The following is a 23,331-nucleotide window of genomic DNA, read 5'->3' as shown; positions in this document are numbered from 1 at the left end:
AAAGTGTGGCGAACGCCGCGAGGTCGACCTCATCCCGTGCACCGGAGCAAACAACGCGGCAGCGAAAAAATTGGTGTGCGGGGCCGACGGAACCGGGTAATGTCCTTGTCATGTTCTTCCAGACGCCGATTTACGAGTGAGAGCGTGACGGGCCCCTGCTGACGTCCTTCGGCGTCGCCGCGCCCGTCCCCCACCGATGAATCCGTAGATCACTTCACATCATTCCGGGAGAACCCGTGAGCAAGAACATCAACAACCCCGTAGGCATGGGCGGCGGCCAGCGCAAGAGGCTGTCCCGCGCCGAACGGCAGAACAACGGTCCGCACCGCAACCTCGACCGCCAGGGTGCCGCCGACCAGAAAGCGGAGCTGGTGCGCAAGATGCGCGAGAAGGCAGGCGCAGCCGAGGGCGCCGGGCAGACGGGCGACGAGACCGCACAGAGCTGACGCACCGCCGCCGGAAGGCGGCACCGCACGGGGCAGGGCCCGACCGGGACGCGCGGTCCGGGCCCTGCTGCCGTACTGGGCGGGGCCGGTCCCGCTCAGCTCTCGGCCGACCTTGCAGCACCATGGAGAACGGCGATCTCCAACGGATACTGTTGGCGATTTTGGTGGCGCTCCACTCATCCATCGCGAACGAGACTTCCGCGAAAGCCAGGGTCGTTTGAGAACGTCGGCCAGAGTCGGTCTCAAACGACCTGGCAGCCGCGCTGATCAGCAACCCACCACATGCAAGACACCTCCACAGGACGGCAGTTCGCGCCTGCACCTCGTTCGCGTGGAAAACCGAAGCCTGGAAGGCCACCGCCGCGCCGGGAACAGCCAGGCCGGTCGGCAGGTTGCATCGACCGAGGGACCGGCGCCGCACGGGCGGGGAACACGGAGACCACAAGGCCGTCCGCCCCACCAGGATCCGGTCCCAGGTTCGCGGTACGCCCGCCGCGCACTCGAACAAGACGTATTTCTGCAGGAGGACTGTTTCATGACTGACCGGCCCTTGACACTCATGGCAGTACACGCCCACCCCGACGACGAGGCCACCGGAACCGGAGGGGTCCTCGCGCGGTACGCGGCGGAGGGCATCCGCACGGTTCTCGTGACGTGCACCGACGGCGGTTGCGGTGACGGACCAGGGGGTGTCAAGCCGGGCGACCCCGGGCACGATCCGGCGGCCGTCGCCCTGATGCGCCGTCAAGAACTCCAGGCGAGCTGTGAAGCCCTGAAGATCAGCGATCTGGAAATGCTAGACTACGCCGACTCCGGGATGATCGGCTGGCCGAGCAACGACGCCCCCGGATCCTTCTGGCAGACCCCCGTGGAGGAAGGCGCCGCCCGACTCGCGGAACTCATGCGGCACTACCGACCCGACGTGGTCGTCACCTACGACGAAAACGGCTTCTACGGCCACCCCGACCACATCCAGGCCCACCGCATCACGATGGCGGCGCTGGAGATGACCGCGCTGACGCCGAAGGTGTACTGGACGACGATGCCCCGCTCGATGATGCAGCGGTTCGCGGAGACCATGCGTGAGTTTCAGGAGGACATGCCGGAGCCGGATCCTGCCGAGGCCGCCGCGATTGCCGAGATCGGTCTCCCCGACGATGAGATCACCACGTGGGTGGACACCACCGCATTCAGCGGTCAGAAGTTCGATGCCCTGGCCGCGCACGCCAGTCAGGGCGAGAACATCTTCTTCCTCAAGATGGGGAAGGAGCGGTTCGGCGAATTGATGGGCATGGAGACCTTCGTACGTGTCCAGGACGCCACCGGCACGGCCGTACCCGAGAACGATCTCTTCGCCGGACTGCGCTGATCCGACCGTCCGGCCGAGGCCCGGAAAGGCTCATCGGCCGCACGGCGCGATCGAGCGGATACATCCGGAGGCTTGTCCCCGCGAGTTCCGCTCCGGCAGCCCGCGTCCAGCTGCCGGGGCGACACGGTCCGCATCCCGTGCTGGGGACGGTGGCAGGCCCTCTCCGGAAGCCAGAAGGCGGTGAACCGGTCCCACGCAAAGATCCGGGCCCGCGTCGAGCAGGCCGTCGCCACCCTCAAGTCCTTGCGGCTCCTCCGCAAACTGCGGTGCTCGACCACCCGGATCACCAGCCTCGTCCAGGCCGTCCTCATCCTTCATCTGACCAGCTCAGAGTGATGGTGGAAAAGGCTCAGTGGCTGCCCCGGCTCTTCGCCCGCATCGGCCGCTATGGGCGTCCGAGGAGTTGGCTGCCGGCTGTGTTGTCGGTGCGGGCGGTGAAGTAGTCGGTGAAGGCCTGGACGAATTCGTCTTCGGTGATGCGGCCGTCTCCATCGTGGTCGAGCTGGCGGAAGCCGTGGTTGAGTTCGGCAGGGTGGACCCGGGAGCCGCCGAAGATCGTGCGGTACTCATCGGCGCACAGATGTCCGCTGCCGTCGGAGTCCGCAGCGTGGAAGACCGCCCGCACCGCGACATGCAACCCCTGCTCGAGATAGCCCGGCCCGGCGTCGATTCCGGTGAGCATGGCGGTGACGAACTCCTCGCAGGTCACCTGTCCGTCGTCGTCAGCATCCATGCCGGTCCGCAGGTGCTGCCACCAGGTCTCGAAGGCGGCGTAGACGCGGGCTTCGCGCTCAGGGGTGAGTTCGAGCGGCCAGCACACGTTGTGCGCCATGGCCTGCAGATCGGCCGAGCTGATGCGGCCGTCGCCGGTCTGGTCGAGGACCTGGCGGAAGAAGGTCCGCAGACGCGCCGGGCGCGAATCGGCACCCTTGCGGCGGCGTGGTGCGGGAAGCCGGACACGGCTTGCCTCCGGCGGGGAAGGACGGTCGGTGGAGGCGGTGGAAGGCTCCGAAGTCGAGGAGGTGCCGGCCAGTGGGGTGCGGTAGCGGCGGTGCTCGGGCAGCGCATTCATCAGCACGCGCATGCCACGGTGCAGGATGAAGGACAGCAGGGCCGCGCGGCGGGTGCGGGGCAAGTTGAAGCGCTCGCGGAAGGCTTCCGGCAGATCCGCGATGGTCAGCGCACCGATCACGTGGGCGGCCATCATGCGCACAAGCGGCCAGGCCGGCTTCAGGTGACCGAGGCGGCGGGGTGCGGGTGCTTCACGGAGCATGTCGAAGAGCAGGTAGCGCACGGGTTCGCTGTATTCGAGGCGCTCGCGGATCGTGCGGTCCATATACATGGGCACGTCCGCGGCCGTGGACGGGAACAGATCGTCGGAGAGGCCGAACTCGGTACACACTGCACGGAATTCTCCGTACATCTGATCCAGTTCGGGCGGTGCCAGCGGGCGTCCGGACAGTTCCCGCATCGCCGTCATGCACTCGTACAAGGTGACCAGTACCCACACCCGCACCGCCGGGTCCAACGCTGTGAACTGCCTGCCCTGTTCGTCGGTCCCGGCCAGACGGCGGTGCGTGCGCTCTAGACGGGCAATCTCACGGCGTAGCCCTTCACGGTCGGAGAAGAACAGCCGCTTCCCGCTGTCCATGGTGTGCTCGATACGCCGCCATGGGTGCGCGCGGTAGGTGGAGAAGTGGGCCATGCCGGCGGCGACCGCCGGATCCGCGGTCTGCAGAACCAACAGCCGCCACGCCACCAACCCGATCCGCCACTCCCCCAGCGTGCGGCGCAGCAGCGAATCAGGACCAGGAAGATCAGCGGTAGCCAAGGGGACGTCTCCTCAAGCAGGTACAGGAATGGGCAGGGGACGCCCGAAGAGCGATCATCCGGCTATCCGCCCAGCCCAACGGTCCTACCGGAATCCGGGAGCGGCCAGGTTCCCGAATTCACCCATCCGAGACACGCCACAGGGCCGCAGAAACGGGCGATACGGACACGGGACTTCTACCGGTCCGCCTCTACCCGAGCACGACATTCCGAGCAGAGCGGGTTCTCTGCGGCGCCGCGAGCGTCCGGTTGGAGTTCACATAGCTCAGAGGCGGTGGAGGCGACGGCACCGTGCACAACACCGCCAAGGCGTACTGGCGAAGAAGAAGCCGTGAGGCCGGCCTCAGCCATGGGTGGTGTGCGGACGAAATCGATGGATCGGCCTCCGAAGAGCGCCTGTCCATCCCCACAGGCCTGTACTCCCGCGGCTTCGACTCAGCACGCGGAGCACTCTGGAGGCGGCGTTGGAATCACTGGGGAATCACGAAGGGCCACAGTGGACCGCGGGCGATAGCCGGCCGATTATCCGAGAATTCTCTGGAGATTGTTAAGGTCTGAGCCGTCCAAGAATTCGATGCTTCCTACGGACCGCGGGTATACGACGGCACCATTATCGGCCCGGCCGGCCTCAGCTCCTGTGCGGGCCCCGGCATGAAACGAGGCGTTCATGGGATTCATGCACGGGCGCCGCATCGCACACTGCCCGTATTGCGGCCACGCCTACAGGGACAGAACGGTTGCGCCAGAGCGTCTCCTCACACGCATGGCAGTTCAACGGCCACACCCGCCGGCCGGGCCGGACCCCGGTCCCGCCGCACCGCCCGGCGGGACGTCCGGCACCGGGCCGAGCCCGGCCAGGCTCCCGTCCAGCCAGGCTGCCACCAGCTCCACCCGCGAGCGTCGGCCGGTGCGCTGGAACAGCCGGGCCAGCCGTTGTTCGACCGTCTTCTCACTGCACGCCAGACGGGCCGCGATCTGCCGGTTGGTCCCGCCTTCGCCGACCATGCCGATCAGCTGTACGTCCGCCTCGCTCAGGCCCTCGCGGGCCGAACGGCCCCTCGGCAGCGGCACGTTGCGGCGTAGCGCCGACCGGCCGAGCAGGACGCGCCCGGGGCGCCCCAGCGACAGCAGGTGGGTGTGCCGCGCCGCCTCGGCCAGCCACGGCTGGGGGTCGTCGTCGACCTCGGCGAGGACCTGGCAGCAGTACAGCATCATGTGCCGGTCGCCCCGCCGCCCGGCCGAGCGGTAGGCCTCGTGCGCACCCTCCGCGTCGCGGTCCAGCATCCCGCGGGCGACGAGCAGCGCCTCCCGGGTCAGGGCCGTGTCGGCCTCCGCGTGCAGTGCCACGAGCTGTTCCAGGGCCTGCCGCGCCTGCCGCGGCCGGGTCTCCTCGGCGAACTCCACGATCCGCAGCAGCACCCTCTCGGCCCCCGCGAGCAGGCCGCTGTCGCGCGCCCGCCGCACGTCGTGCCAAGCCTCCTCCAGCGCCGCGTCCTGCTGTCCCGACCAGTACCGCACCCCCAGCCGGGCGCGGGCCACCAACGGGTGGACGACCGTGCCGGGAATGCGGTCGAGCCACTCGCGGGCGCGGACGAGATCACCGCGCAAGCAATGGATCTCGGCCGCCAGTGCCCGGGCCAACTGGCCGCCCGGCCCGCCGCGGGCCCCGCCGCGCCGCTCGATGCCGCGGGCTGCCGACAGGGCGTCGTCCCAGCGCCCGGCCAGGTAGTCGCGGACCATGGCGTGGTAGCGGCCGGCGGCGCTGTGGCCCGCGGGTACGTAGCGCTCGCCCAGCACCGATTCGAGGGCGCCCGCCAGGTCACCGTAGGCCGCGGCGTCACACAGCCGCCCGATGGCCGCCTCGCAGACCTCCTCCCGCTGAAGGCCATGGACGGCCCTCGCCAGCTCCTCGTGGCCGCCCACGGCGGCGGCCAGCGTCCGCAGCTCGGCCCAGGACGGCAGCGGACCGTGCCCGTCGTGCAGCCGGTCGCTGTCCGGGGCGGGTTCCGCGGACGAGGGCCACGGGGTGAGCGGGCCGATCCCGTACCGGCCGCCGAGCGCGGCCAGCACCGCCGCCCGCGGCATCCGCGCGAACACCTCCCGGGCCACGGCGCCGTCGTCGTAGGGCGACCGGTGCTCGTGCAGCGCGGACAGCCCCCAGGCGTGCGTGGCGAACTCCAGCCCGCCGCCGTCGGTGGGGCCGGGGTCCCGCAGGCCGGCGAGGATCGGTTCGGCCAGTGCGAGGACGTGGGCGTGGTCGCCGCACCCCAGTCCCAGTTCGGCGGCCTCGCGCAGCACGCCCAGCGTCGCGGGGTAGTTGGGCGGCAGACGGCGCAGCGCGGACAGGTAGGCCCGCGCCGCCCGCGGGTGGTAGGACCGGGCGTCCTTGGCGGCGGCCGCCAGCAGCAGCGGCACCGCCACGCCGTCGTTCAGCGCGGGGCCCGCAGCCGCGACATGGTCGGCCAGCAGCGGATGGCAGGCGCCCGCGGTAGCGGGGCCCAGCCGCTCGGCGACCGTCCGCACGACGGCGGCGTGCAGCGCGCGGACGTCGCGGCGGGGCGGCAGCGTCCGCAGCGCCGCCGCCAGCGCGGGGACGGCGAAGGCGAGCCGGCCGTCCCCGTCGATGGTCAACGCCCCCTCCCGCGCCAGCCGGTCCACCGTCCGGCAGAGGTCCGCGGCGAGCACCGCGCACGCCGGGATCAGGGGGTGCAGGTCCTCCAGCCGCAGTTCGGCGCGGTGCAGGAGCCCGGCCAGGACGACGGCGGCGTCCGTACCTCCGGCGGTGACCCGGCGCAGCGGTTCCGCGTCCACGGTGAGCCGCAGGCCGTCCTCCGTTCCGGCCAGGCAGGCACGGCCGTCGAGGTCGACGAGGCCGTCGTCCTCGTCCAGCGCGGCGAGCACCGACAGCACGGCCGCGGGGTTGCCGGCCAGGGGGCCGAGGGACCGCCGCACCGCCGCGAGCAGCGCGGGTTCGGCGGGACGGCCGAGGCGCTGTCCGACGAGCTCGCCGACGTCCTCCGGCCGCAGCGGCGGCAGGTCGAGCACCCGGTCGGCCGCCGTCACCAGGTCGGGCGCGCCTGCCGGGCCCCGGAACACCGGACGCCCGGCCATCACCACCGGCAGGCCCGCGGGCCGGAACACGCGCAGCATCAGCTGGAGCGCGGACGCGGTCGGCGGATGCATGCGCTCGACGTCGTCGAGGACGAGGGCGAACGGCACGCGGCGCGCCGCGTCCGCGAGGGTCTCGCCCAGCGTGGACAGCAGCGTCAGTTCGCCGCCGTCACCGCAACGCGACTGCGCCCGGCGCACGGCGGTGATGTGGGCCGGGAGCCGGCCGTCCTGGACCTCGGCGAGCACGCCGCAGACGGCATCGGCAAGGGTGGCGGCCCCGGTCGGCCCGGTGGCGGTCTCCCAGGACAGCCGCAGCACCTTGGTCCCCTCCTGGACCACCGCGTACCGCGCCTCGTCCAGCACGGCGGTTTTGCCCGCTCCGGCCTCGCCGGTCACGAGCAGGGTCCGCGCCGTACCGGCCGGACGCAGGGCGTCGGCGACCACGCCGACTTGGTGGTCCCTGCCGACGAGAGATGCACGGCGTTCCACTGGACTCCTCACTCGCTTTCGGCCCACGTCGACCGGGGCCCTCCCGCTGATCGTGACCTCGTCGCGGGAGACGGCCATAATGCAGGCTCCGACGGGACCGGCGCACCGGTCCCGTCGCGCGTACCAGGCGGAATGCCCGCCGGTGACACGGCGTTGAGGAGGTTCCGTGGACAGTGGCCGGGGGGCGGAAACCGGGGTGGTGCGCGGCGCCATGGCGACGTGGGCGGACGGTGCGAGCGGGCAACTGGTGGGCCGCGAGCAGGAGTTGGCCGAGTTTGAGCGCTGCCTGGACGACCCGGACGGTCCCGGCCTGGTGCTCGTCCACGGAGAACGGGGGGCGGGGCGCAGCGCGTTCGCGCATGCGGCCGCCGAACGGCTGGCTGCGCGGGATCATGTGGCCCTGCCGCTGGCCTGTGTGCGCGGGGACCAGGACCGTCCGCTTCTGCTGGCGCTGCGGGTGGTCACCGCCGTGCGGGAGCACCGTCCGGTCACCGGGAGGCAGCTCGCGGCCGGCCGGGCGGGCCTGGAGGCCGAGGTGCTGCACGCCACGGAGAGGGGCGATCGGGCGGCGCTCGCCGACGCACTGCTGTCCGCGCTGACGCATGCGGCGCCCGTGGGCGTGGTGGTGGACGACGCGCAGTACGCCGACGCGGCGTCCCTCGACGTACTGGGAGCCGTCGCCGCCCGTCGCCCCCCGGAGGTCCGGCTGGTGATCACGTCGGTACGGCACACCGGCGGGACCGGTGACGCCGCGTCCGGCCGCCGGCAGGACCAGGCCGTCGGACTGCCGGCGGAAGCGGGCACGGCGCGGACGATTGCCCTGCCGCGCCTGACCCGGCCGCAGCTCGCCGACATGGTGGCGCGGCGGTCGCAGGCGACGCCCGACCCGGCTCTGGTGGCGCGCGTCCTCGGGCTGACCCGCGGGATTCCCGCAGCCGCCGACGTGCTGCTCACCGAGTGGTCGCGGCGGGACGCGGTGCGCATCACCGACGGGCACGCCTTCCTCGCCGCGGGCGCGCCGGTGCCGGTACTGCCCGATGAGGACCGGTTCATGAGGGCGCTGCACGAGCTCGGCGAACCGTGCCGGACGACGGCCGCGGCACTGAGCATCCTGTGGCCGCTCGGCCGGACGGCGGTGGCGCTGGTGGCCGGGTCCACCGGTCTGTCCGACCAGGAGGTCGGCGACGGCGTGCGCCGCCTGGTCGCCGCGGGCCTCCTCGACGAACTGCCCGGCGAGGACGGCGGCGGCCCCCGGGGCTGGGTGTTCCGGTCACCGCTGATGGAGCACGCCACCCGGGAACGGCTCGGGCCCCTGGAACGCGCCCGGATGTCCGCCGCCGCGGTGGAGGCTCTCTGGGCGGCGCGGGACGGTGCGGCCGCCGCGACGGCACCGCGGCGCCCGGCCGTGCTCCTGGAGGAGGCGGACACCGTCACGTACCTGCCCGACCGGATGGCCGACGCGGGCGGGCTGATCGACCGCGAGCGCGCGACGGCGGAACTCACCGTCGCCGCCGAGACGTTGCACCCCGACCCCGAGGACCGCGGCATGCTGCGGTGGTTCCGGGCGGCGCTGCGCCTGATCGAGGAACCGGCGGCCCGCGAACTGGCGTTGCTGCGGTCGGTGAAGGCTGCCTGGGTCGTCGGCGACCACCCGGCGGCGGGCCGGGCGGCGGAGACGATTCTGCGCGACCCCTCCGACGTCGTCAGCGCCCCGGATCTCCTTGAGCTCGCCGCCGTCCAGGTCCTCGCGGCCGCCGCCGGGAAGGACTGGACGCAGCTGTCCCGGATGGGCTCGGCCGAGTGGTGGGAGCGTCTGCGGCTGCCCCCGGAGGCCGCCGTGCCGGCGCGGACCCTGGCGCTGTGCTTGGCCGATCAGTGGCAGGAGGTGCTGGACCTGCTCTCGCGGACGGAGGCGGTGTGGCGCCCGCACCCTCAGATCCGGCTGATACCCGAGCTGGCGCAGGTCGCCGGGAACCTGGTGCAGGGCCGGACCGACGTGCTCGCCCGCGCCCTGGAGACGCCGCCGGATCCCGGCCTCCCCCCGGAGGCGCTGTACTCGATAGCGGCCGGGTACACCCTCCAGTTGCTCGGCAACGCGGACCTGTGCGGCGCCATGGACCTGCTGAAGGACCGCGGGATGCCGCCCGAGGCGCTTCCCCCCACCACCCACTTGCTCCTGCTCCACCTCCAGGGTCGGTGGGACGACGCACTGGCGCTGGCGCGCGGCATGGTCGCGAAGGACCAGACGTTCATCGCGGCGCCCCAGCACCATCTGTTCGCCGCGGGGACGGCCGCCATCCTGCTGGCCAGGGGCAAGCCGGCCGGCGCCGCCCGTCTGATCGCCGGTGAGCGCGGGACCCACGAGGGTCATGCGGAGATCTTCCTGGACGTCGCCGAGGCCGCGGTGCTGCGGACCATGGGCCGTCCCGACGCGGCCGACCGCATCTTGCGGCGCGGGCTGCGGGAGGCCGACGCGCGCAGCTATGTCTACGGAACCGACGAGTTGGCCGCTGCCCTCGCCATGCTCCGGGCGGAGGACGGCCGGGCCGATGCGGCGGCGGGCTGTCTGTGGCGCCTTGAGGAACTCGCCGGGCGTACCGGCAGCGGACGCACCCGGCTGCTGTACCTGCTGGCAGCGGCGCGGGTGCGCCAGCAGGGCTCCGGCGCCGCGCGCGAGCTGCTGCACGAGGCGGTGGAGCTGGCCCGCTCGCGGTGCCAGCCGTTCGAGACCGCGGTCACGCTCGCGGCGGCGGCCGGGGACGCGGGCCCCCCGGAGCTGCTGCACGAGGCGTACGAACTGTACGGGGAGACGGGCTCGTTGCTGAGCCGCTTCCACACCCGGGCCGCGATGCGCGAGGCCGGGCTGACCGTCCCCGGCCGCAGACAGGCCACCGCCGAGAACGAGCAGCTGCTGGCCACGCTGGTGACCGAGGGGCTCGCGAACCGCGAGATCGCCACCGTGCTGCGGCTCAGCGAGGACGCCGTCGCCAATCGCCTGTCACGGCTGTTCGCACGCACCGGTCTTCGGTCCCGTACCGAGGTCGTTTCGGCCATGCTCACCGGCCACGCCCTGACCGCTCCGGGCCACTGAACGTCCCGCCGCGCGCCCGTCTCCCCCGGGGCAGGCCGGGGCGGAGCGAGGCCCGGGGAGTCCCGGCGGGGAAATCCCTTTCCGCGGAACTCTCCTGGGCGGCCGGCGGACTTCTCCTGAACGGCGGGGGTCTCCTGAACGGCAGGGGTCTCCTGCGGATGGATGCGACAGGTTTCCCTGTCCTTAAGCGATCGAGGCGTGCGGAAAGCCGGTGGGCAAAAGTACGTGGCACGATCATCTACCTCATGGGCGATTACCGATGGGGAGGCGAAATGCCTGAGCAGATACTCACCGGCACCGTGTGTGTGGCGGTCCACTCACCCGACGCCGTGGTCCACGCGGGACTTGTCAGCTCCCTCAACCACGACCACCGCATCCAGGAAGTCCCACCGGAGAGAATCCACGAGGCCGACGCCGTCGTCGCGGCCTTCGACACCGTCGACGCCACCGCACTGGACCAGCTGCGCGCCCTGTCCGACAGGCCCGACACCCGCTTCCTCCTCGTCGCCGGACGACACTGGCGAGCAGACGTCTCCGCGGCGATCGACCGGGGAGTGCGCGCCGTGCTGTGGCGTGACACGTTCACTCCCTCCGCCTTCGTGCGCACCCTGCTCACGGTCGCGGACGGCGGCGGCAGCTTCCCGCCCACCTTGCAGGGCGCGCTGATGGAACAGGTCCGGTGGACCCACCGGGAGGTCCTTGCGCCGCGCGGCCTCACCGCCTCGGGCGTCAGCCCCCGCGAACTCGATGTCCTCCGCCTGGTCTCGGAGGGCAGGGAACTTGCCGAGATCGCCACCAAGTTGTGCTATTCGGAGCGCACCGTGAAGTACATCCTCTACGGCCTGATGAAGCGTTTACAGCTGCGCAACCGCGCGCACGCCGTCTCCTACGCCATCCGCGCCGGCCTCATCTGATCAACGGCAGGACACATGCCGATCCGGCCTGGCACAACCCGCAGCGGAAGGCAATGGCGCCCGAATCGCTCACCATGGCAGCGCGTTGGCGCCTGCGGTGTCCCGGGGTATGCACAGGCCTGTTCAAAGGGGCAAAGGCCCTCAGGAATGCTGGACTCCGGACCGGCGCCCCTGCAATGTGACGGAGCGTGATCCACCAAACAACCGTCCGGTTAATGCCGGATCCAAGGAAGTCAGCGTCATCCACCGGAGTTTGGCGCCCCACCGTGCGTCCGCTTCCACCGCTTTCTCACCCGCGGAAGATTCTCGCCACCGACCGGCCTCCTTCGCTGCGTGCCGTCTTCTGCGCCACGGCACGCACGCCTTTGCATCCCGGCCAGTGGCCGAGCGGAGCCTCTCGTCGTGGTGATGCCCTCCGCGGTCGACTGACCGTCGGGAACGAGAGCAGGCGGGGCCAGAGGGGACTGAGGGTGAAGTGAACTTCCGCATCTTGGGCTCTCTTCAAGCAGTCGTGGACGGCGCGCTGATGCCGCTCGGCGGAGTGATCAAACGCCGGCTGCTCGCCTACCTTCTGCTGAACGCCAACCGGGTCGTGGCCACACACAAGCTGCTCGACGTCCTGTGGCCGGACGAAACGCCCCGCACCGCACGCAAGATGGTCGGCAACGCCGTCCGAGGCCTGCGGCTCGATCTGGCCCACGGGGCCACGGACACGCGTGCGGCCATACTGACGCTTGCTCCCGGATACCAGTTGCGGGTCGACCCCGACACCGTGGATCTGTTCCAGTTCCGCCGGCACGTGGAACGAGGACGAGCCGAAGCCCGCACCGGCGATCATGCCGCCGCGGTGTGCACGCTGCGGGGGGCGCTCGGCCTGTGGGGAGGTGTGGCACTCGCCGACCTGGCGGACGGCGACTTGAACTGGCCCGAACTGGACGGTCTGGAGAGTGAGCGACTGGGTGCCCTGGAGGACTACTTCGAAGCCGGACTGGCGATCGGCCACCACCATGAGATTCTGGGCGAGCTGCAGCGGGCCGTCGCCGAGGACCCGCTGCGTGAGCGGCTGAGCTGCCAGCTGATGGTGGCGCTCTACCGGTGCGGCCGGCAGACCGACGCGCTGTCGGTGTTCTGGCGTATCAGGACCGAACTCGTGGAGCGGTTCGGGCTGGAGCCGTCGCGGGAGCTGCGTCGCCTGGAACGGTCCATCCTCGAACACGCCCCAGACCTGGAGGTGCCGGCCGCGCCGGTGGCGGAGTACCAAAAGGCGCCCGAGCGGCCAACGGTGCCGGCCCTCGTCGAACAGCAGGCGACGCGTCGGCCGGACGCGCCCGACGTCCGTGATGCTTCGTCCGTGAGCCGCGTGCGGTCGCGGGTGGGCAGGGAGCACAGACGCGATCACCGTGTGGTGCCCGACCGCGTGGAGGACGGCGATCGGCAGGGTACGGGCCACCGGGCGACGCCCCGTCGCACGCGGGTGAGCGTCGTCCTGGTGTGGGTGCGGCACGACGTGTCCGACGACCATGATCTGTACGGCGTGCAGAAGGCCGTGGCGGACATCGAGGCGGTACTGCGGCAGCAATCCACGCAGAACGGGGGGACCGTGGGACCGGTGACGGCGCCGGTGTTCTCCGCCGTGTTCGGAGTCGACAACCCTCGCCGGGACGACGCCACGCGTGCCGTGCGGACGGCCGTCGCCCTCCGGGACCGGATCGATGGCGGCGGGCTGCGTAGCAACCCGTCCTTCATCCATGTGCACGTCGCTGTGGTCACCGGTGACGCCTGCTTGTCGTACCTGCCGGCGCACAGCGGCCTCCCGACGGTCACGGGGGACGCGGTCGACCGGGGCCTCCGACTGCTGGCGATGGCGCCCCGAGGGCAGGTGCGGGTGTGTGAGGTCACGCGCCAGGCGACGGAATCGCACATCTCGTACCACCTGGGCCCCGAGCCGCCGGATGGCTGGGAAGCGCTCCGCATCCGGACCGGCGCAGGTCATGGCTTGCAGGATGTGCGTTCACCGGAGCCGTCCGAGCCATCGGACGGACCGGGCCTGCCGCAGCTCACGGCCCGATCTCTCTGAGAGGGCGTTAAGTCCGTTTCTGATAGCGGCCGCGTCCGGGTTGGTCGAGGAGCCCCTGACGAACGAGTCGTCCCAGGCGGGAGCGGGTGACGTTAATCGAGGGCTCGCCGGTGGGCAGGCCGAGGTGTTCGTGCAGGTCACGGACGCGGAATACCTGCCCGGGATGCTCGTTGAAGGCAGTCACGATGCGCTGGTAGACGGTGGCTGACTCCGCGGGGGCCGGTTCGTGGTCGGGCCGGGCGAGGCCGTCGATGACCTTGCGGGTGGCTACCAGTTCGGCCAGGCGCGCCTCGGTCTCGGCGAGGGCGGTGGTGAGCTGCTCGATCTGCTCTCGCAGGTTGTCGGATCGTGCAGCGGTCTCGTCGTGCTCGGCCTGCAGCAGCCGCAGGAGTTCGGAGACATTCATGCGGCCAGCTCCACCTCGTCGCGCCAGGCGGGGCTAGGGGCGGTGAGGCGGCGGAGCATGCCGGCGGTGGAGGCCCAGTAGACGCGGGAGGCGGCGTTGTCGGGCCGGTGGTCGTAGTCACGGGCGAGGCGGCGGTGGAGCATGAGGGTGCCGTTGACCTGCTCGACCACCCACCGCTTCGGTTGCGGAGCGAAGCCTTTGCCCTGGTCGTCGGGGTTGCGGCGGACCACCTCGACGGTGATGTCCTTCACCGCCCCGTGGATGATCACGACGTCCTTGAAGCCCTGGTCGACCAGGGCCTTCTCCAGGCGCATCCCGCACCGTTCGGCTGCCTGGTCCAGCAGGGCCTTGCCGGCCTCGTTGTCGTGCGTACTGGCCGCCAGGACCACCACACCGATGATCAGGCCCATGACGTCCACGGCGAGCCCGCGCTTGCGGCCGGGCGTCTTCTTGTTCGCGTCCAGTCCCGTCGTCGCCTTCGGCACCCCGGCCGCCACGCGGACGGACTGGGTGTCGATGATCACCAGGGACGGATCTTCTAATCGTCTGGCCCGCTCCCTCACCTGGCAGCGCAGGAGCTCCTGGATCCGCTGGTCGAGGCCGTCCTCGCGCCACGGGCCGAAGTAGTAGAACACCGCGGACCAGACCGGTAGATCGTGCGGCAGGTACCGCCACTGGCAGCCCGTCCGGTTCTGATAGAAGAGCGCGTTCACGACCTCCCGCAGGTCGCAGGAGCCTGGGTCGCCCGTCGCTGACCGCGCCCCCGGTCCTTCTTCCAGGCCGTGATCATCGGCTCGATCAACGCCCACTGCGCATCCGATAAGTCGCTGGTGTACGTCCCTCTCTTCACACCCCGCATCTCCACATGGGCATGCCCACCCGAAGGCTCGTACCACGATCAGTAACACGATCAAGCGATCACGAACCGAGAAGGATCAGACTTATCGCCCACTGATGGTGGGGCTGGCCGGGGGTGGCCGGCTCTCAGTCGTGGTGGTCGCTCAGGCGCGCGGTGCGGGTGATGCGGCTGCCGTCGAACAGCTCGATGACTTCGCGCGCCGACCTCTCCAGCAGGAACCGCACGTCATCACTATCGTGGATCTTCACGACGGGTCCCCTTCCTTATCCGTCTTCTTCCGTCGCCGCGACCGGGGCTCTGCCAGGGTCAGCTCCGGCGGGCTCCACTCCTGTGTCCCCTTCTTGTTGGTGACGGCGCTTGTCCGGGCCCAGGGGACGGGGCGGTCGCACGCCGCCTGGATCGAGCGGCGGGCCGCGCGCACCGGTCCACTCCGGCGCGCGGCCCGCACCACCTTCGTGCTCGGTGGGCGAGTTACTCGATTCGGAACGCCTTCGGCGGCGTCTGGTTGCCGGCGTTGTCGTAGCCGACGGCGCAGTACGTCCACGGGCCTTCGGACGCGCTGAGGGTGACCGGGACACGCCGGTAGGGGTGGTAGCCCGAGAGGTCAGCGCAGTCGGTGGTGGCGGCCGGGCCGTACTTGATCTCGAAGGAGGTCAGCTCCCAGAGGTCGAAGACCGGGCGGACCCGGTAATCGGCATCACTGCCTTCACCGAATTTCTGGATGTCGAGGGAGGGCTCCACGGTCGGAGGGGTGTTGTCGATGCGCGCGTACGCGTAGCTGGGGTGGGTCAGGGAGGCGGTCCAGCCCGCGCCCTGGAAGGTGGCATCCGGGCCGCCCGCCGCGCACAGCACGTACAGGTTGTCCTGGGTCGGCAGGAGCCGGGCATAGTCGGCGCCGCCCTTGCCGAGCCGCTGCGGACGGCCGTAGCCCTGCGGGTTCGTGCAGTCGGTCGCGCCGAACGGGCCTGTCTTGAAAGCGACGTAGGACTGGTGGCCGCCCCCGCCTGCGGTGATATGGGCGTCCCAGCGGGCCGGTCCCTCGGGCGTGTGGCTCTGCGTCTCCGTGCCGCTGAACTGGACGTTGACCTGGATGCCGGGGTCCAAGCGGCAGCCGTTGCGGTGGAGGCGCAGGCCCGTCCTGTCCAGGCAGGAGGCGACCGCGTCGACGGGCGTGACGTAGACGGAGTCGTCGGCCGGGACGACGAGTCCGTGTGCGCTGCCCTCGCAGGGGCGGCCCAGGCCGCAGCCCAGATAGCCGGGCGTGGCAACGGTGTTGATCAGGCCGACCAGCCGGTTGTCCGTGGCCGTGGTCACCGGGCCGCCGGACGAGCCGCCGCTGACGCCCCGGCAGTCGGTGCGGGCGAAGCCCTTCCACAGCCAGGTGTACTCGTGCACGGACACGTCCGAGCCGGTGACCTGGCAGCTGGACAGGCGCAGGAACCGCTCGTCATCCGGGACGCCGATGATGGGAGCGTGCGCCGCCTCCAGGCGCGTGCCCCGCGCGGGAGTGCCGGTGGGCGACAGGGTGCGCGGGGTGACATCCAGCTGCGCGAGGTCGCCGTAGGTGACGGACAGCCGCAGCACCGCGACGTCGGTGTCCTTCATCGTCGCGTACTCGACGCGCTCGACCCCGAACGTCTTGTGCTCGGCGGTGTTGTCGTGGAAGAACGCGGGGGTGAACGACCATCCCTCGGGCGCGGGCTGGTCGGCGACCACCTCGTTCGTGCCCAGGGTGTCCCTCACGCAGTGGCCGTTGGTCAGGACCAGCGCCTTCTGTGCCGGAGCAGGCTCGGCGGAGGCCGCGACGACTGTCGCGGTGCACGCCGTCCCGCCGCCTGGGCCCGCGAGGAGCCGGCCCGAGGAACGGAACTTGTGCCCCGCACCGGAACCGGCATCGATCAGCGGTGCCGCATGCCGCCCGGCCGGCCCTGCCGCGTACACCGGTGCCGCCCACAGCAGCCCGGCGGCAACCGCCCCGCCAACACAGGCAGCCAGCCCGGCACGCAGGCGCGCACCGGGCATTTTGGCGCGCGTGGCGCCAGCCCTACAAGTGGTGCCCTTCACGGCACTCCCTCTTCATGATCGGCGAATGATGCGCGCCGACTGTGGCAGAACGCCCCGCACGCCGCCATGGCGACTGTGTGTTTTCGGTCAGTAACATAGAGTGATATGACGGAGGTGGGCGCTGCCGCCGGCGGGGGTGACCCTGTCGCGGCCGACGGTTTCGGCGGCGCGGCTCGACCAGGAGTCGATGACGATCGCGACAGCCTGCGGGGATCGGTCCATGCCCTTGTGGATGCGGCGCCGCGGCTGGTCGCGGAGCAGGTTGAACGCCCCGCACCCGGCCCGCCCGAGACAGGCACCGCCTACCAGGCCATCGTGGACGCCTTCAACCAGTACCCCGGCCAGGTGTTCAGGGCTCGTGAGCTGCACGAACTCCTCGGCATGCCCACCGACAAGACATTCGTCAACATCACCCGCAGCCGCCTCGGACGCCTCACCCGCCAAGGCTTCCTCACCCAGCCCGGACGAGGCCGCTACCAGAAGCGGACTTAACGTCCTCTGATGAGGTGCAGGACGTGGTGGATGTCGTGCGTGAACCGGTCGACCGGGCTACGCATGCTGCGCGGGCCGTCGGCACGGCCAAGGCTGCTGCGGTGCCGGTCCACCGCAGCAGGGGGACAAGGGCAGCGCACCGGCCACCGGCAAAGGACGCGTCACATCGCGGTCTTCCCCGGGCCTGGGTGGGCCTCTCAACCAGGCAGTGGGACAGCGGAGAGCCGCTCGGCGACGAAGCCGGTGACATCGGCGACGTTCTCGCTGAGGAAGAAGTGACCACCGGGGAACACCCGCAGTGCGAAGGCGCCCGTGGTGTGCTCCTGCCAGGCGGCTGCCTCATCCGGGGAGGTACGGGGGTCGTCGGCGCCGGTCAGAACGGTGACCGGGCAGCGGACGGGCGGTTCCGGCGCGAAGCGGTAAGCGCCCAGGGCTTGGTAGTCGGCGCGCAGCGGCTCCAAGATCATCTCAAGCATCTCGTCGTCTCCCAGCAGCCGGGGATCTGTGCCACTCAGCTCCCGGATCTCGGCGAGCAGGCTCTCCCTGCTGCTCAGGTCGACGTTCTCGTCCCGATGGCGGGACGGAGCGCGGCGCCCGGACAGGAAGAGCGCCACCGGTGAGGTGTGGAGTTCCCGCTCGAACCTCCGTGTCACCTCGAATGCCAAGAGTGCCCCCATGCTGTGGCCGAAGAACGCCATCGGGCGGTCCGCGAATTGTCGCAGCCGGTCGAACAGGAGGTCCGCCAGGACGTGCAGATCGGTCACACAAGGCTCATCGCGCCGGTCTTGACGCCCCGGATACTGCAGGGCGAGCGCATTGAATCGGTCCGACAGGGAGGCGCAGAAGGGCCGGTAATAGCTGGCGGAACCACCTGCATGGGGAAAATGGACGAGAGGGAGCGCCTCGGCGGGACCCGGTAGATAGCTGCGGATCCATCGGTCCGACTCGGTGACTTCTGAACTCAACTCATTTCCCCTTCCGCTGTGGTGAACTTGCGCCCTGCGTTGAAGTATTCAGAGAATCGCAGTCGCCCACGGTCGATTCAACCCCCCGCCTCGCGGGGCTATTCAAGTCGGGGGCCATAGGGGGTGGTTAGGGGATTGTCCTGCCGCTGCGGACCGGTGAACCCTTCTAGCGGAACCCGCAGCGTCAGTGGAGAGAACGGATGGTCATGACAGGTGAAGGTCGGTCGGACCAGCTGGTGACCGCGCTCCGGAAGGTCACGCGGGACCTGCGCGATACACGGCGACGGCTTCAGGTGGAAGAGGAGAGGAACGGCGAGCCCATTGCCATCGTGGGAATGAGCTGCCGTTTCCCCGGTCATGTGGACTCCCCTGAAGCGCTCTGGGAGTTGGTGTCGTCAGGGAGGGTGGCCAGCGGTCCGTTTCCCGTGGACCGGGGCTGGGATCTGGACGCGCTTTTCAGCGAGGCACCGGACGGAAAAGTACCGTCGTATGTGCGCGATGGCGGATTTCTCTACGACGCCGGATGGTTCGATGCCGCGTTCTTCGGGATATCTCCGCGCGAAGCCGTGACAATCGATCCGCAGCAGCGACTGCTGCTGGAAGTCGCCTGGGAATCCTTGGAAAGGGCCCGGATTTCTCCACAAACCTTGCGCGGCAGCGACGTCGGCGTCTTCGCCGGGGCCATGAACCAGGACTACGCCGTCCGACTGCACGAGTCCATCGAGGATTTCGAGGGTTTCCTGACGACTGGCAACACCGGCAGCGTGGTCTCCGGTCGGCTGTCCTACACCCTCGGTCTGGTCGGCCCGGCCGTGACCGTCGACACGGCCTGTTCCTCGTCGCTCGTGACCATGCACATGGCGGCCCGGTCGCTGCGCAGTCGGGAATGCTCGCTGGCCCTTGCCGGCGGGGTGACGGTGATGTCGATGCCCACGACGTTCACCGAGTTCTGCAGGCAGCGCAACCTTGCCCCCGACGGCCGGGCCAAGTCCTTCGCCGCCGCCGCGGACGGCACCGCGTGGGCCGAGGGCGTCGGCATGGTCGTGCTGGAGCGGCTGTCCGACGCCGAACGCAACGGCCATCCCGTGCTCGCGTTGATACGTGGATCGGCGGTGAACCAGGACGGGGCCTCCAACGGCCTGTCCGCCCCGAACGGGCCTTCCCAGGAGCGTGTCATCTGGCAGGCCCTGCGCGACGCCCGGCTGACGGCCGATGAGATCGACGCGGTGGAGGGCCATGCGACGGGGACACGGCTGGGTGATCCGATCGAGGCGCAGGCGTTGTTGGCGACGTATGGCCAGGGCCGGCCTGCCGATCGGCCTTTGTGGCTGGGGTCGTTGAAGTCGAACATCGGGCATGCGCAGGCTGCCGCGGGTGTCGGTGGCGTGATCAAGATGGTGATGGCGTTGCGGCACGGGGTGTTGCCGCAGACGCTGCACGTGGATGAGCCGACGCCGGAGGTGGACTGGTCGGCGGGTGAGGTGCGGTTGCTGACACAGCGGCGGGACTGGCCGCGTGCGGGCCGGCCGCGCCGGGCCGGCGTGTCCTCCTTCGGGGTCAGCGGCACCAACGCCCACCTCATCCTCGAAGAAGCGCCGGAAGCTGCTCCACACGACGCTGCCGGGGACCGCGCGGACACCGGCGGCGGCGCGACGCTGCCGTTGGTCCTCTCGGCCCGTACCGCCGCCGCCGTCCGGGAGCAGGCCCGCAGGCTGCACAGCCACCTGACCGACCACCCCGAGCTCATACCCGCCCAGGTCGCCGGCTCGCTGGTGACGACCCGGAGCACGTTCGACCAACGGGCCGTCGTCCTCGGCACGGACCGGGCCGAACTGCTGGACGGGCTGGACAGTGTCGTCCAGGGCGTTCCGGACGCACGGACGGTCATCGGTTCCGCCGTCGGCGGCCGAGAAGTGGTCTTCGTCTTCCCCGGTCAAGGAGGCCAGTGGGCAGGCATGGCCCTGGAGCTGATGGAGGAGTTCCCGGTCTTCGCCGAGACCCTGCACTCCTGCGCCGACGCCCTTGCCGACCACGTCGACTGGTCCCTGCTGGACGTCCTGCGCGAGGCTGAGGGGGCACCGGGCCTGGACCGGGTCGATGTGATCCAGCCGGTGCTGTTCTCGGTCACGGTCGCCCTCGCCGACCTGTGGCGTTCCCTGGGCGTCGAGCCGTCGGCCGTGGTGGGCAGTTCCCTGGGCGAGATCGCGGCCGCCTACACGGCCGGCACGCTGTCGCTCGCCGACGCGGCCAAGGTGGCGGTGCTGCGCAGCCGGGCCCTGCTGGAACTGTCCGGACGCAGCGGCATGGTGTCCGTTCCTCTCGGGCGGGCGCAGGTCGAGGAGTTGATCGCCGCCTGGCCGGACCGGCTGTTCGTCGCCGGGGTCAACAGCCCGTCCATCAGCGTGGTCTCCGGCGACAACGAGGCGGTGGACGAGCTGCTGGCGGTCTGTGCCGAGCGGGGCGTACGTGCCCGGCGCGTCGCCACCGACTGTGCCTCCCACTACCCCGCCGTCGAAGCCCTCGAAGAGCGGCTGCTGACGGACCTGGCGGACGTGGCGCCGACGCCGGCGCGCATCGCCTTCCTGTCGACGGTCTCCGGGGAGTCACCGGAGACGGAAACGGTCCCGGACGCCGCGTACTGGTACCGCAACACGCGCCGGACCGTCGAGTTCGGGCCGGTCATCCAGCGGCTCGCCGCCACCGGGAGCAAGGTCTATATCGAGATCAGCCCCCACCCGGTGCTGCAGGTGGCGCTGTCCGAGATCGTGGAGGGAGAGAGCGGGGAGGCAGCCGTTCTCAGCACCCTGCGACGCAATACGGGCGACCGGCGGGCCTTCCTCACCTCCCTGGCCAAGGCATACGTCAGCGGCGTCACCGTCGACTGGGCGGCGCTGCCGGACCTGGCCGGCGCTGCGCACGTCGACCTGCCGACGTACGCCTTTCAGCGCGAGCGCTACTGGCCCCGTCCGGCGGCCGCGGCGAACGGCAGCCGTGGACCGGGGGCGGGTGCCCCCGCGACCGTCGGCCAGGGGACGGTGGACTCCCACTTCTGGGAGGCCGTGGAGAAGGGGGACCTGGGCAGCCTCGGTCCGGACGTACGGTTCCACGACGAGACCCCGCTCAAGGACGTCCTCCCGGAGCTGGCCTCCTGGCACCGCCACGGGCTCGAACAGGCGAGAGTGGACGGCTGGCGGTACGTCGAGCGGTGGCGGCCGCTCGACGTATCCCCCACTGGGCCGCACGGCAGGTGGCTGCTGGTCCACCCGGGCGGCACGGAGTCCGACGCCACCACGGAATGGGTGCGGGAGAGCCTGCTGGAGGCGGGTTGCCCGGTCGTCGACGTCCTGGTCGACACGACGGACACCGACACCGCGGCGGTCACCGAGCACCTGAAGCAGGCCTGCGCGGGCGGCGGGCCGGAGCCGGTCGCAGTGGTGTCCCTGCTGGCCTTCGACGGGCGGCGCGACACCGCGTGTCCCTCGGTGCCCCGGGGCACGGCGGCGACCCTCGCCCTCGTCCGGGCGCTCGGCGCCGCCGGGATCACGGCACCCCTGTGGTGCCTGACGCAGGGCGCGGTCACGACCGGTACCGGCGACCGGCCCGGTGCTGTCGAACAGGCCCAGATCTGGGGCCTGGGCAGGGTGGTCGCGCTGGAACACCCCGACCGCTGGGGCGGACTCGTCGACCTGCCGAGCACCCTCGACCCGCACGTACGAACCCAGCTGTGCGCGGCCCTGGGCGGCGCGGACGAGGACCAACTGGCGCTGCGCCCGGTCGGCATCCTCGGACGCCGACTCGTCCCGGACGGCGGCGATCGCCCGGCCGCTCGGACCGCCCCCTGGCGGCCGGCGGGAACCGTCCTCATCACCGGCGGTACCGGCGCTCTGGGCGCCCACGTCGCCCGCTGGGCCGCCGCCCGGGGAGCCGGCCATCTGCTGCTGACCAGCCGACGCGGGGCCGACGCACCCGGCGTGGCCGAACTCAGCGCCGATCTGGAGGCGTCGGGCGCCACCGTGACCGTCGCCGCCTGCGATGTCGCCGACCGCCGGGCCGTACAAGAACTGCTCGACGGCATTCCGGACCGGCATCCGCTGACGGCGGTCTTCCACGCGGCCGGAGTACTCGACGACGGCATGACCGCCGACCTGGACACCGCACGCCTGGAAACCGTCCTGGCGCCGAAGACCGAGGGGGCCCGTCTGCTGGACGAACTCACCCGCGACACCGAACTGTCGGCGTTCGTGCTGTTCTCCGGCTTCGCCGCCACCGTGGGCAGCAGCGGCCAGGCCGGTTACGCCGCCGCCAACGCGCACCTCGACGCCCTGGCCCAGCGGCGTCGGGCCGACGGACTGCCCGCCACCTCGATCGCCTGGGGGCCGTGGACCGGAGGCGGTCTCGTGGACGAGGGCATCGAGGAGCGCCTGCTGCGGCGCGGCCTGACCGCCATGGAACCCCGGCTGGCCGTCCTGGGGCTGTCCGCGCTGCTGTCCGACGGCCCCGACGGCCCCGCGAACGTGGCACTCGTCGATGTCGACTGGCGGCGGTTCCTGCCCTCGTTCACCGCCTCCCGGCCGAGCCCCCTGCTGCGGGAACTGTCCCCGCCCTCGCAGGCGGACGCCGGCGCGACCGGCGGGCGCGATGGCACCCCCGGCGGCGGGGCCGGCCCCACGCTGGCCGAACGCCTGCCGGGCCTCACCGGCGCGGAGCGGGACCGGCTCCTGCTCACGACGGTCCGTGCCCAGGTGGCCGGCACGCTCGGGTATCCCGGGCCCGACGCCGTGTCCCCGCGGCAGCAGTTCAAGGAACTCGGTATCGATTCCCTCACCGCCCTCGAACTGCGCAACGGACTGCAGGCCGTGGCCGGAGTCGCGCTGCCGGCCACGCTGGTCTTCGACCATCCGACACCGGAGGCGGTCGCCGGCCATCTGAGCCGGACCATCCTCGGTGACGGGGCGCACACGTCGTCCTCACTCTTCACCGAGATCGAACGCCTCGGCTCCGCGCTCGGCTCCGCCGACCTGGACGAAGCTGAACGGAACCTCGTCGCGACCCGACTGCGCTCGCTGGCCTCCCGGTGGGACGTCGGCCCGTCGAGCGACGCCGGAGACGTCGCACAGACGCTGGCGGACGCCGACCGGGCCGAGGTCCTCGCCTTCATCGACCGAGAGCTCGGCATCTCGTAGCCAGGAACCGTCGTCGGCCCATATTCCAGAGATGA

At 71.1% G+C, this 23,331-nt stretch carries 12 protein-coding genes and 3 pseudogenes; 8 read left to right on the top strand and 7 right to left on the bottom strand.

Annotation, left to right across the window (positions count from 1 at the left end; all coding sequences use genetic code 11):
• Positions 1-236 precede the first annotated feature (236 nt).
• The 3 genes and pseudogenes from CPH93_RS35045 to CPH93_RS35035 form a co-directional block, all read left to right on the top strand.
• Entirely contained in the window at positions 237-446 is a 210-nt protein-coding gene (locus CPH93_RS35045) for a DUF6243 family protein (protein ID WP_096215193.1), read from the top strand.
• Positions 447-981: 535 nt separating this feature from the next.
• Positions 982-1,815, top strand: a complete 834-nt coding sequence (locus CPH93_RS35040) for a PIG-L family deacetylase (protein ID WP_096215192.1) — start codon at positions 982-984, stop codon at positions 1,813-1,815.
• Positions 1,816-1,932: 117 nt separating this feature from the next.
• A pseudogene (locus tag CPH93_RS35035) lies at positions 1,933-2,151 on the top strand (transposase family protein); the annotation flags it as partial.
• 49 nt (positions 2,152-2,200) lie between these two features.
• On the opposite strand, the gene CPH93_RS35030 reads toward CPH93_RS35035, so the two are convergent.
• Complete coding sequence (locus CPH93_RS35030) at positions 2,201-3,646, bottom strand: oxygenase MpaB family protein (RefSeq protein WP_096215191.1); 1,446 nt, start codon at positions 3,644-3,646, stop codon at positions 2,201-2,203.
• Between the two features lie 770 nt (positions 3,647-4,416).
• Positions 4,417-7,245, bottom strand: a complete 2,829-nt coding sequence (locus tag CPH93_RS35025; protein ID WP_231977095.1) for an AAA family ATPase — start codon at positions 7,243-7,245, stop codon at positions 4,417-4,419.
• 166 nt (positions 7,246-7,411) lie between these two features.
• Here CPH93_RS35025 and CPH93_RS35020 point away from each other — a divergent pair, with 166 nt between their 5' ends.
• The 3 genes from CPH93_RS35020 (at position 7,412) to CPH93_RS35010 (ending at position 13,327) form a co-directional block, all read left to right on the top strand.
• The gene (locus tag CPH93_RS35020) at positions 7,412-10,336 is read left to right on the top strand and encodes an AAA family ATPase (RefSeq protein ID WP_159395128.1); all 2,925 of its coding nucleotides are present in this window, start codon (positions 7,412-7,414) and stop codon (positions 10,334-10,336) included.
• A 272-nt stretch (positions 10,337-10,608) separates the two neighbouring features.
• Positions 10,609-11,250 (top strand): helix-turn-helix transcriptional regulator, encoded by a 642-nt coding sequence (locus CPH93_RS35015; protein WP_096215188.1) that lies wholly within the window; start codon positions 10,609-10,611, stop codon positions 11,248-11,250.
• A gap of 475 nt (positions 11,251-11,725) precedes the next feature.
• The gene (locus CPH93_RS35010; RefSeq protein ID WP_159395127.1) at positions 11,726-13,327 is read left to right on the top strand and encodes a BTAD domain-containing putative transcriptional regulator; all 1,602 of its coding nucleotides are present in this window, start codon (positions 11,726-11,728) and stop codon (positions 13,325-13,327) included.
• 7 nt (positions 13,328-13,334) lie between these two features.
• On the opposite strand, the gene CPH93_RS35005 is transcribed toward CPH93_RS35010, so the two are convergent.
• The 4 genes and pseudogenes from CPH93_RS35005 to CPH93_RS34995 all read right to left on the bottom strand — a co-directional run bounded on the left by CPH93_RS35005 (position 13,335) and on the right by CPH93_RS34995 (position 16,614).
• Complete coding sequence (locus CPH93_RS35005) at positions 13,335-13,733, bottom strand: type IV toxin-antitoxin system AbiEi family antitoxin domain-containing protein (RefSeq protein ID WP_173909939.1); 399 nt, start codon at positions 13,731-13,733, stop codon at positions 13,335-13,337.
• Positions 13,730-14,592: pseudogene (locus CPH93_RS35000) on the bottom strand (IS5 family transposase). The gene CPH93_RS35005 and the pseudogene CPH93_RS35000 overlap by 4 nt, the downstream one beginning before the upstream one ends.
• Before the next feature lie 125 nt (positions 14,593-14,717).
• Positions 14,718-14,840 carry a hypothetical protein gene (locus CPH93_RS37380; protein ID WP_269460133.1) on the bottom strand — a complete coding sequence of 41 codons (123 nt, stop codon included), beginning with the start codon at positions 14,838-14,840 and terminating at the stop codon, positions 14,718-14,720.
• 223 nt (positions 14,841-15,063) lie between these two features.
• Positions 15,064-16,614 carry a trypsin-like peptidase domain-containing protein gene (locus tag CPH93_RS34995; protein WP_096215186.1) on the bottom strand — a complete coding sequence of 517 codons (1,551 nt, stop codon included), beginning with the start codon at positions 16,612-16,614 and terminating at the stop codon, positions 15,064-15,066.
• A 147-nt stretch (positions 16,615-16,761) separates the two neighbouring features.
• On the opposite strand from CPH93_RS34995, the gene CPH93_RS34990 reads away from it, so the two are divergent.
• Positions 16,762-17,148 (top strand): hypothetical protein, encoded by a 387-nt coding sequence (locus CPH93_RS34990; protein WP_159395126.1) that lies wholly within the window; start codon positions 16,762-16,764, stop codon positions 17,146-17,148.
• 197 nt (positions 17,149-17,345) lie between these two features.
• Here the strand turns inward: CPH93_RS34990 and CPH93_RS34985 are convergent, their stop codons facing one another.
• Positions 17,346-18,113, bottom strand: a complete 768-nt coding sequence (locus CPH93_RS34985) for a thioesterase II family protein (RefSeq protein ID WP_096215184.1) — start codon at positions 18,111-18,113, stop codon at positions 17,346-17,348.
• Between the two features lie 230 nt (positions 18,114-18,343).
• On the opposite strand from CPH93_RS34985, the pseudogene CPH93_RS34975 reads away from it, so the two are divergent.
• Positions 18,344-23,296, top strand: a pseudogene (locus tag CPH93_RS34975) (type I polyketide synthase); the annotation flags it as partial.
• Positions 23,297-23,331: the final 35 nt, after the last annotated feature.

Source organism: Streptomyces sp. 2323.1, assembly GCF_900221035.1.
GTDB classification, from domain to species: Bacteria; Actinomycetota; Actinomycetes; order Streptomycetales; family Streptomycetaceae; genus Streptomyces; species Streptomyces sioyaensis.
The sequence above is the reverse complement of the archived record's forward strand: the minus strand, read 5'-3'. Positions and strand labels throughout refer to the sequence as shown.

What these genes read in the sequence shown, in the direction of transcription:
- CPH93_RS34990 (WP_159395126.1), top strand. Translation starts at nt 16,762, where the DNA reads ATGACGGAGGTGGGCGCTGCCGCCGGCGGGGGTGACCCTGTCGCGGCC.
- CPH93_RS35015 (WP_096215188.1), top strand. Translation starts at nt 10,609, where the DNA reads ATGCCTGAGCAGATACTCACCGGCACCGTGTGTGTGGCGGTCCACTCA.
- CPH93_RS34995 (WP_096215186.1), bottom strand. Translation starts at nt 16,614, where the DNA reads ATGCCCGGTGCGCGCCTGCGTGCCGGGCTGGCTGCCTGTGTTGGCGGG.
- CPH93_RS35005 (WP_173909939.1), bottom strand. Translation starts at nt 13,733, where the DNA reads ATGAATGTCTCCGAACTCCTGCGGCTGCTGCAGGCCGAGCACGACGAG.
- CPH93_RS35040 (WP_096215192.1), top strand. Translation starts at nt 982, where the DNA reads ATGACTGACCGGCCCTTGACACTCATGGCAGTACACGCCCACCCCGAC.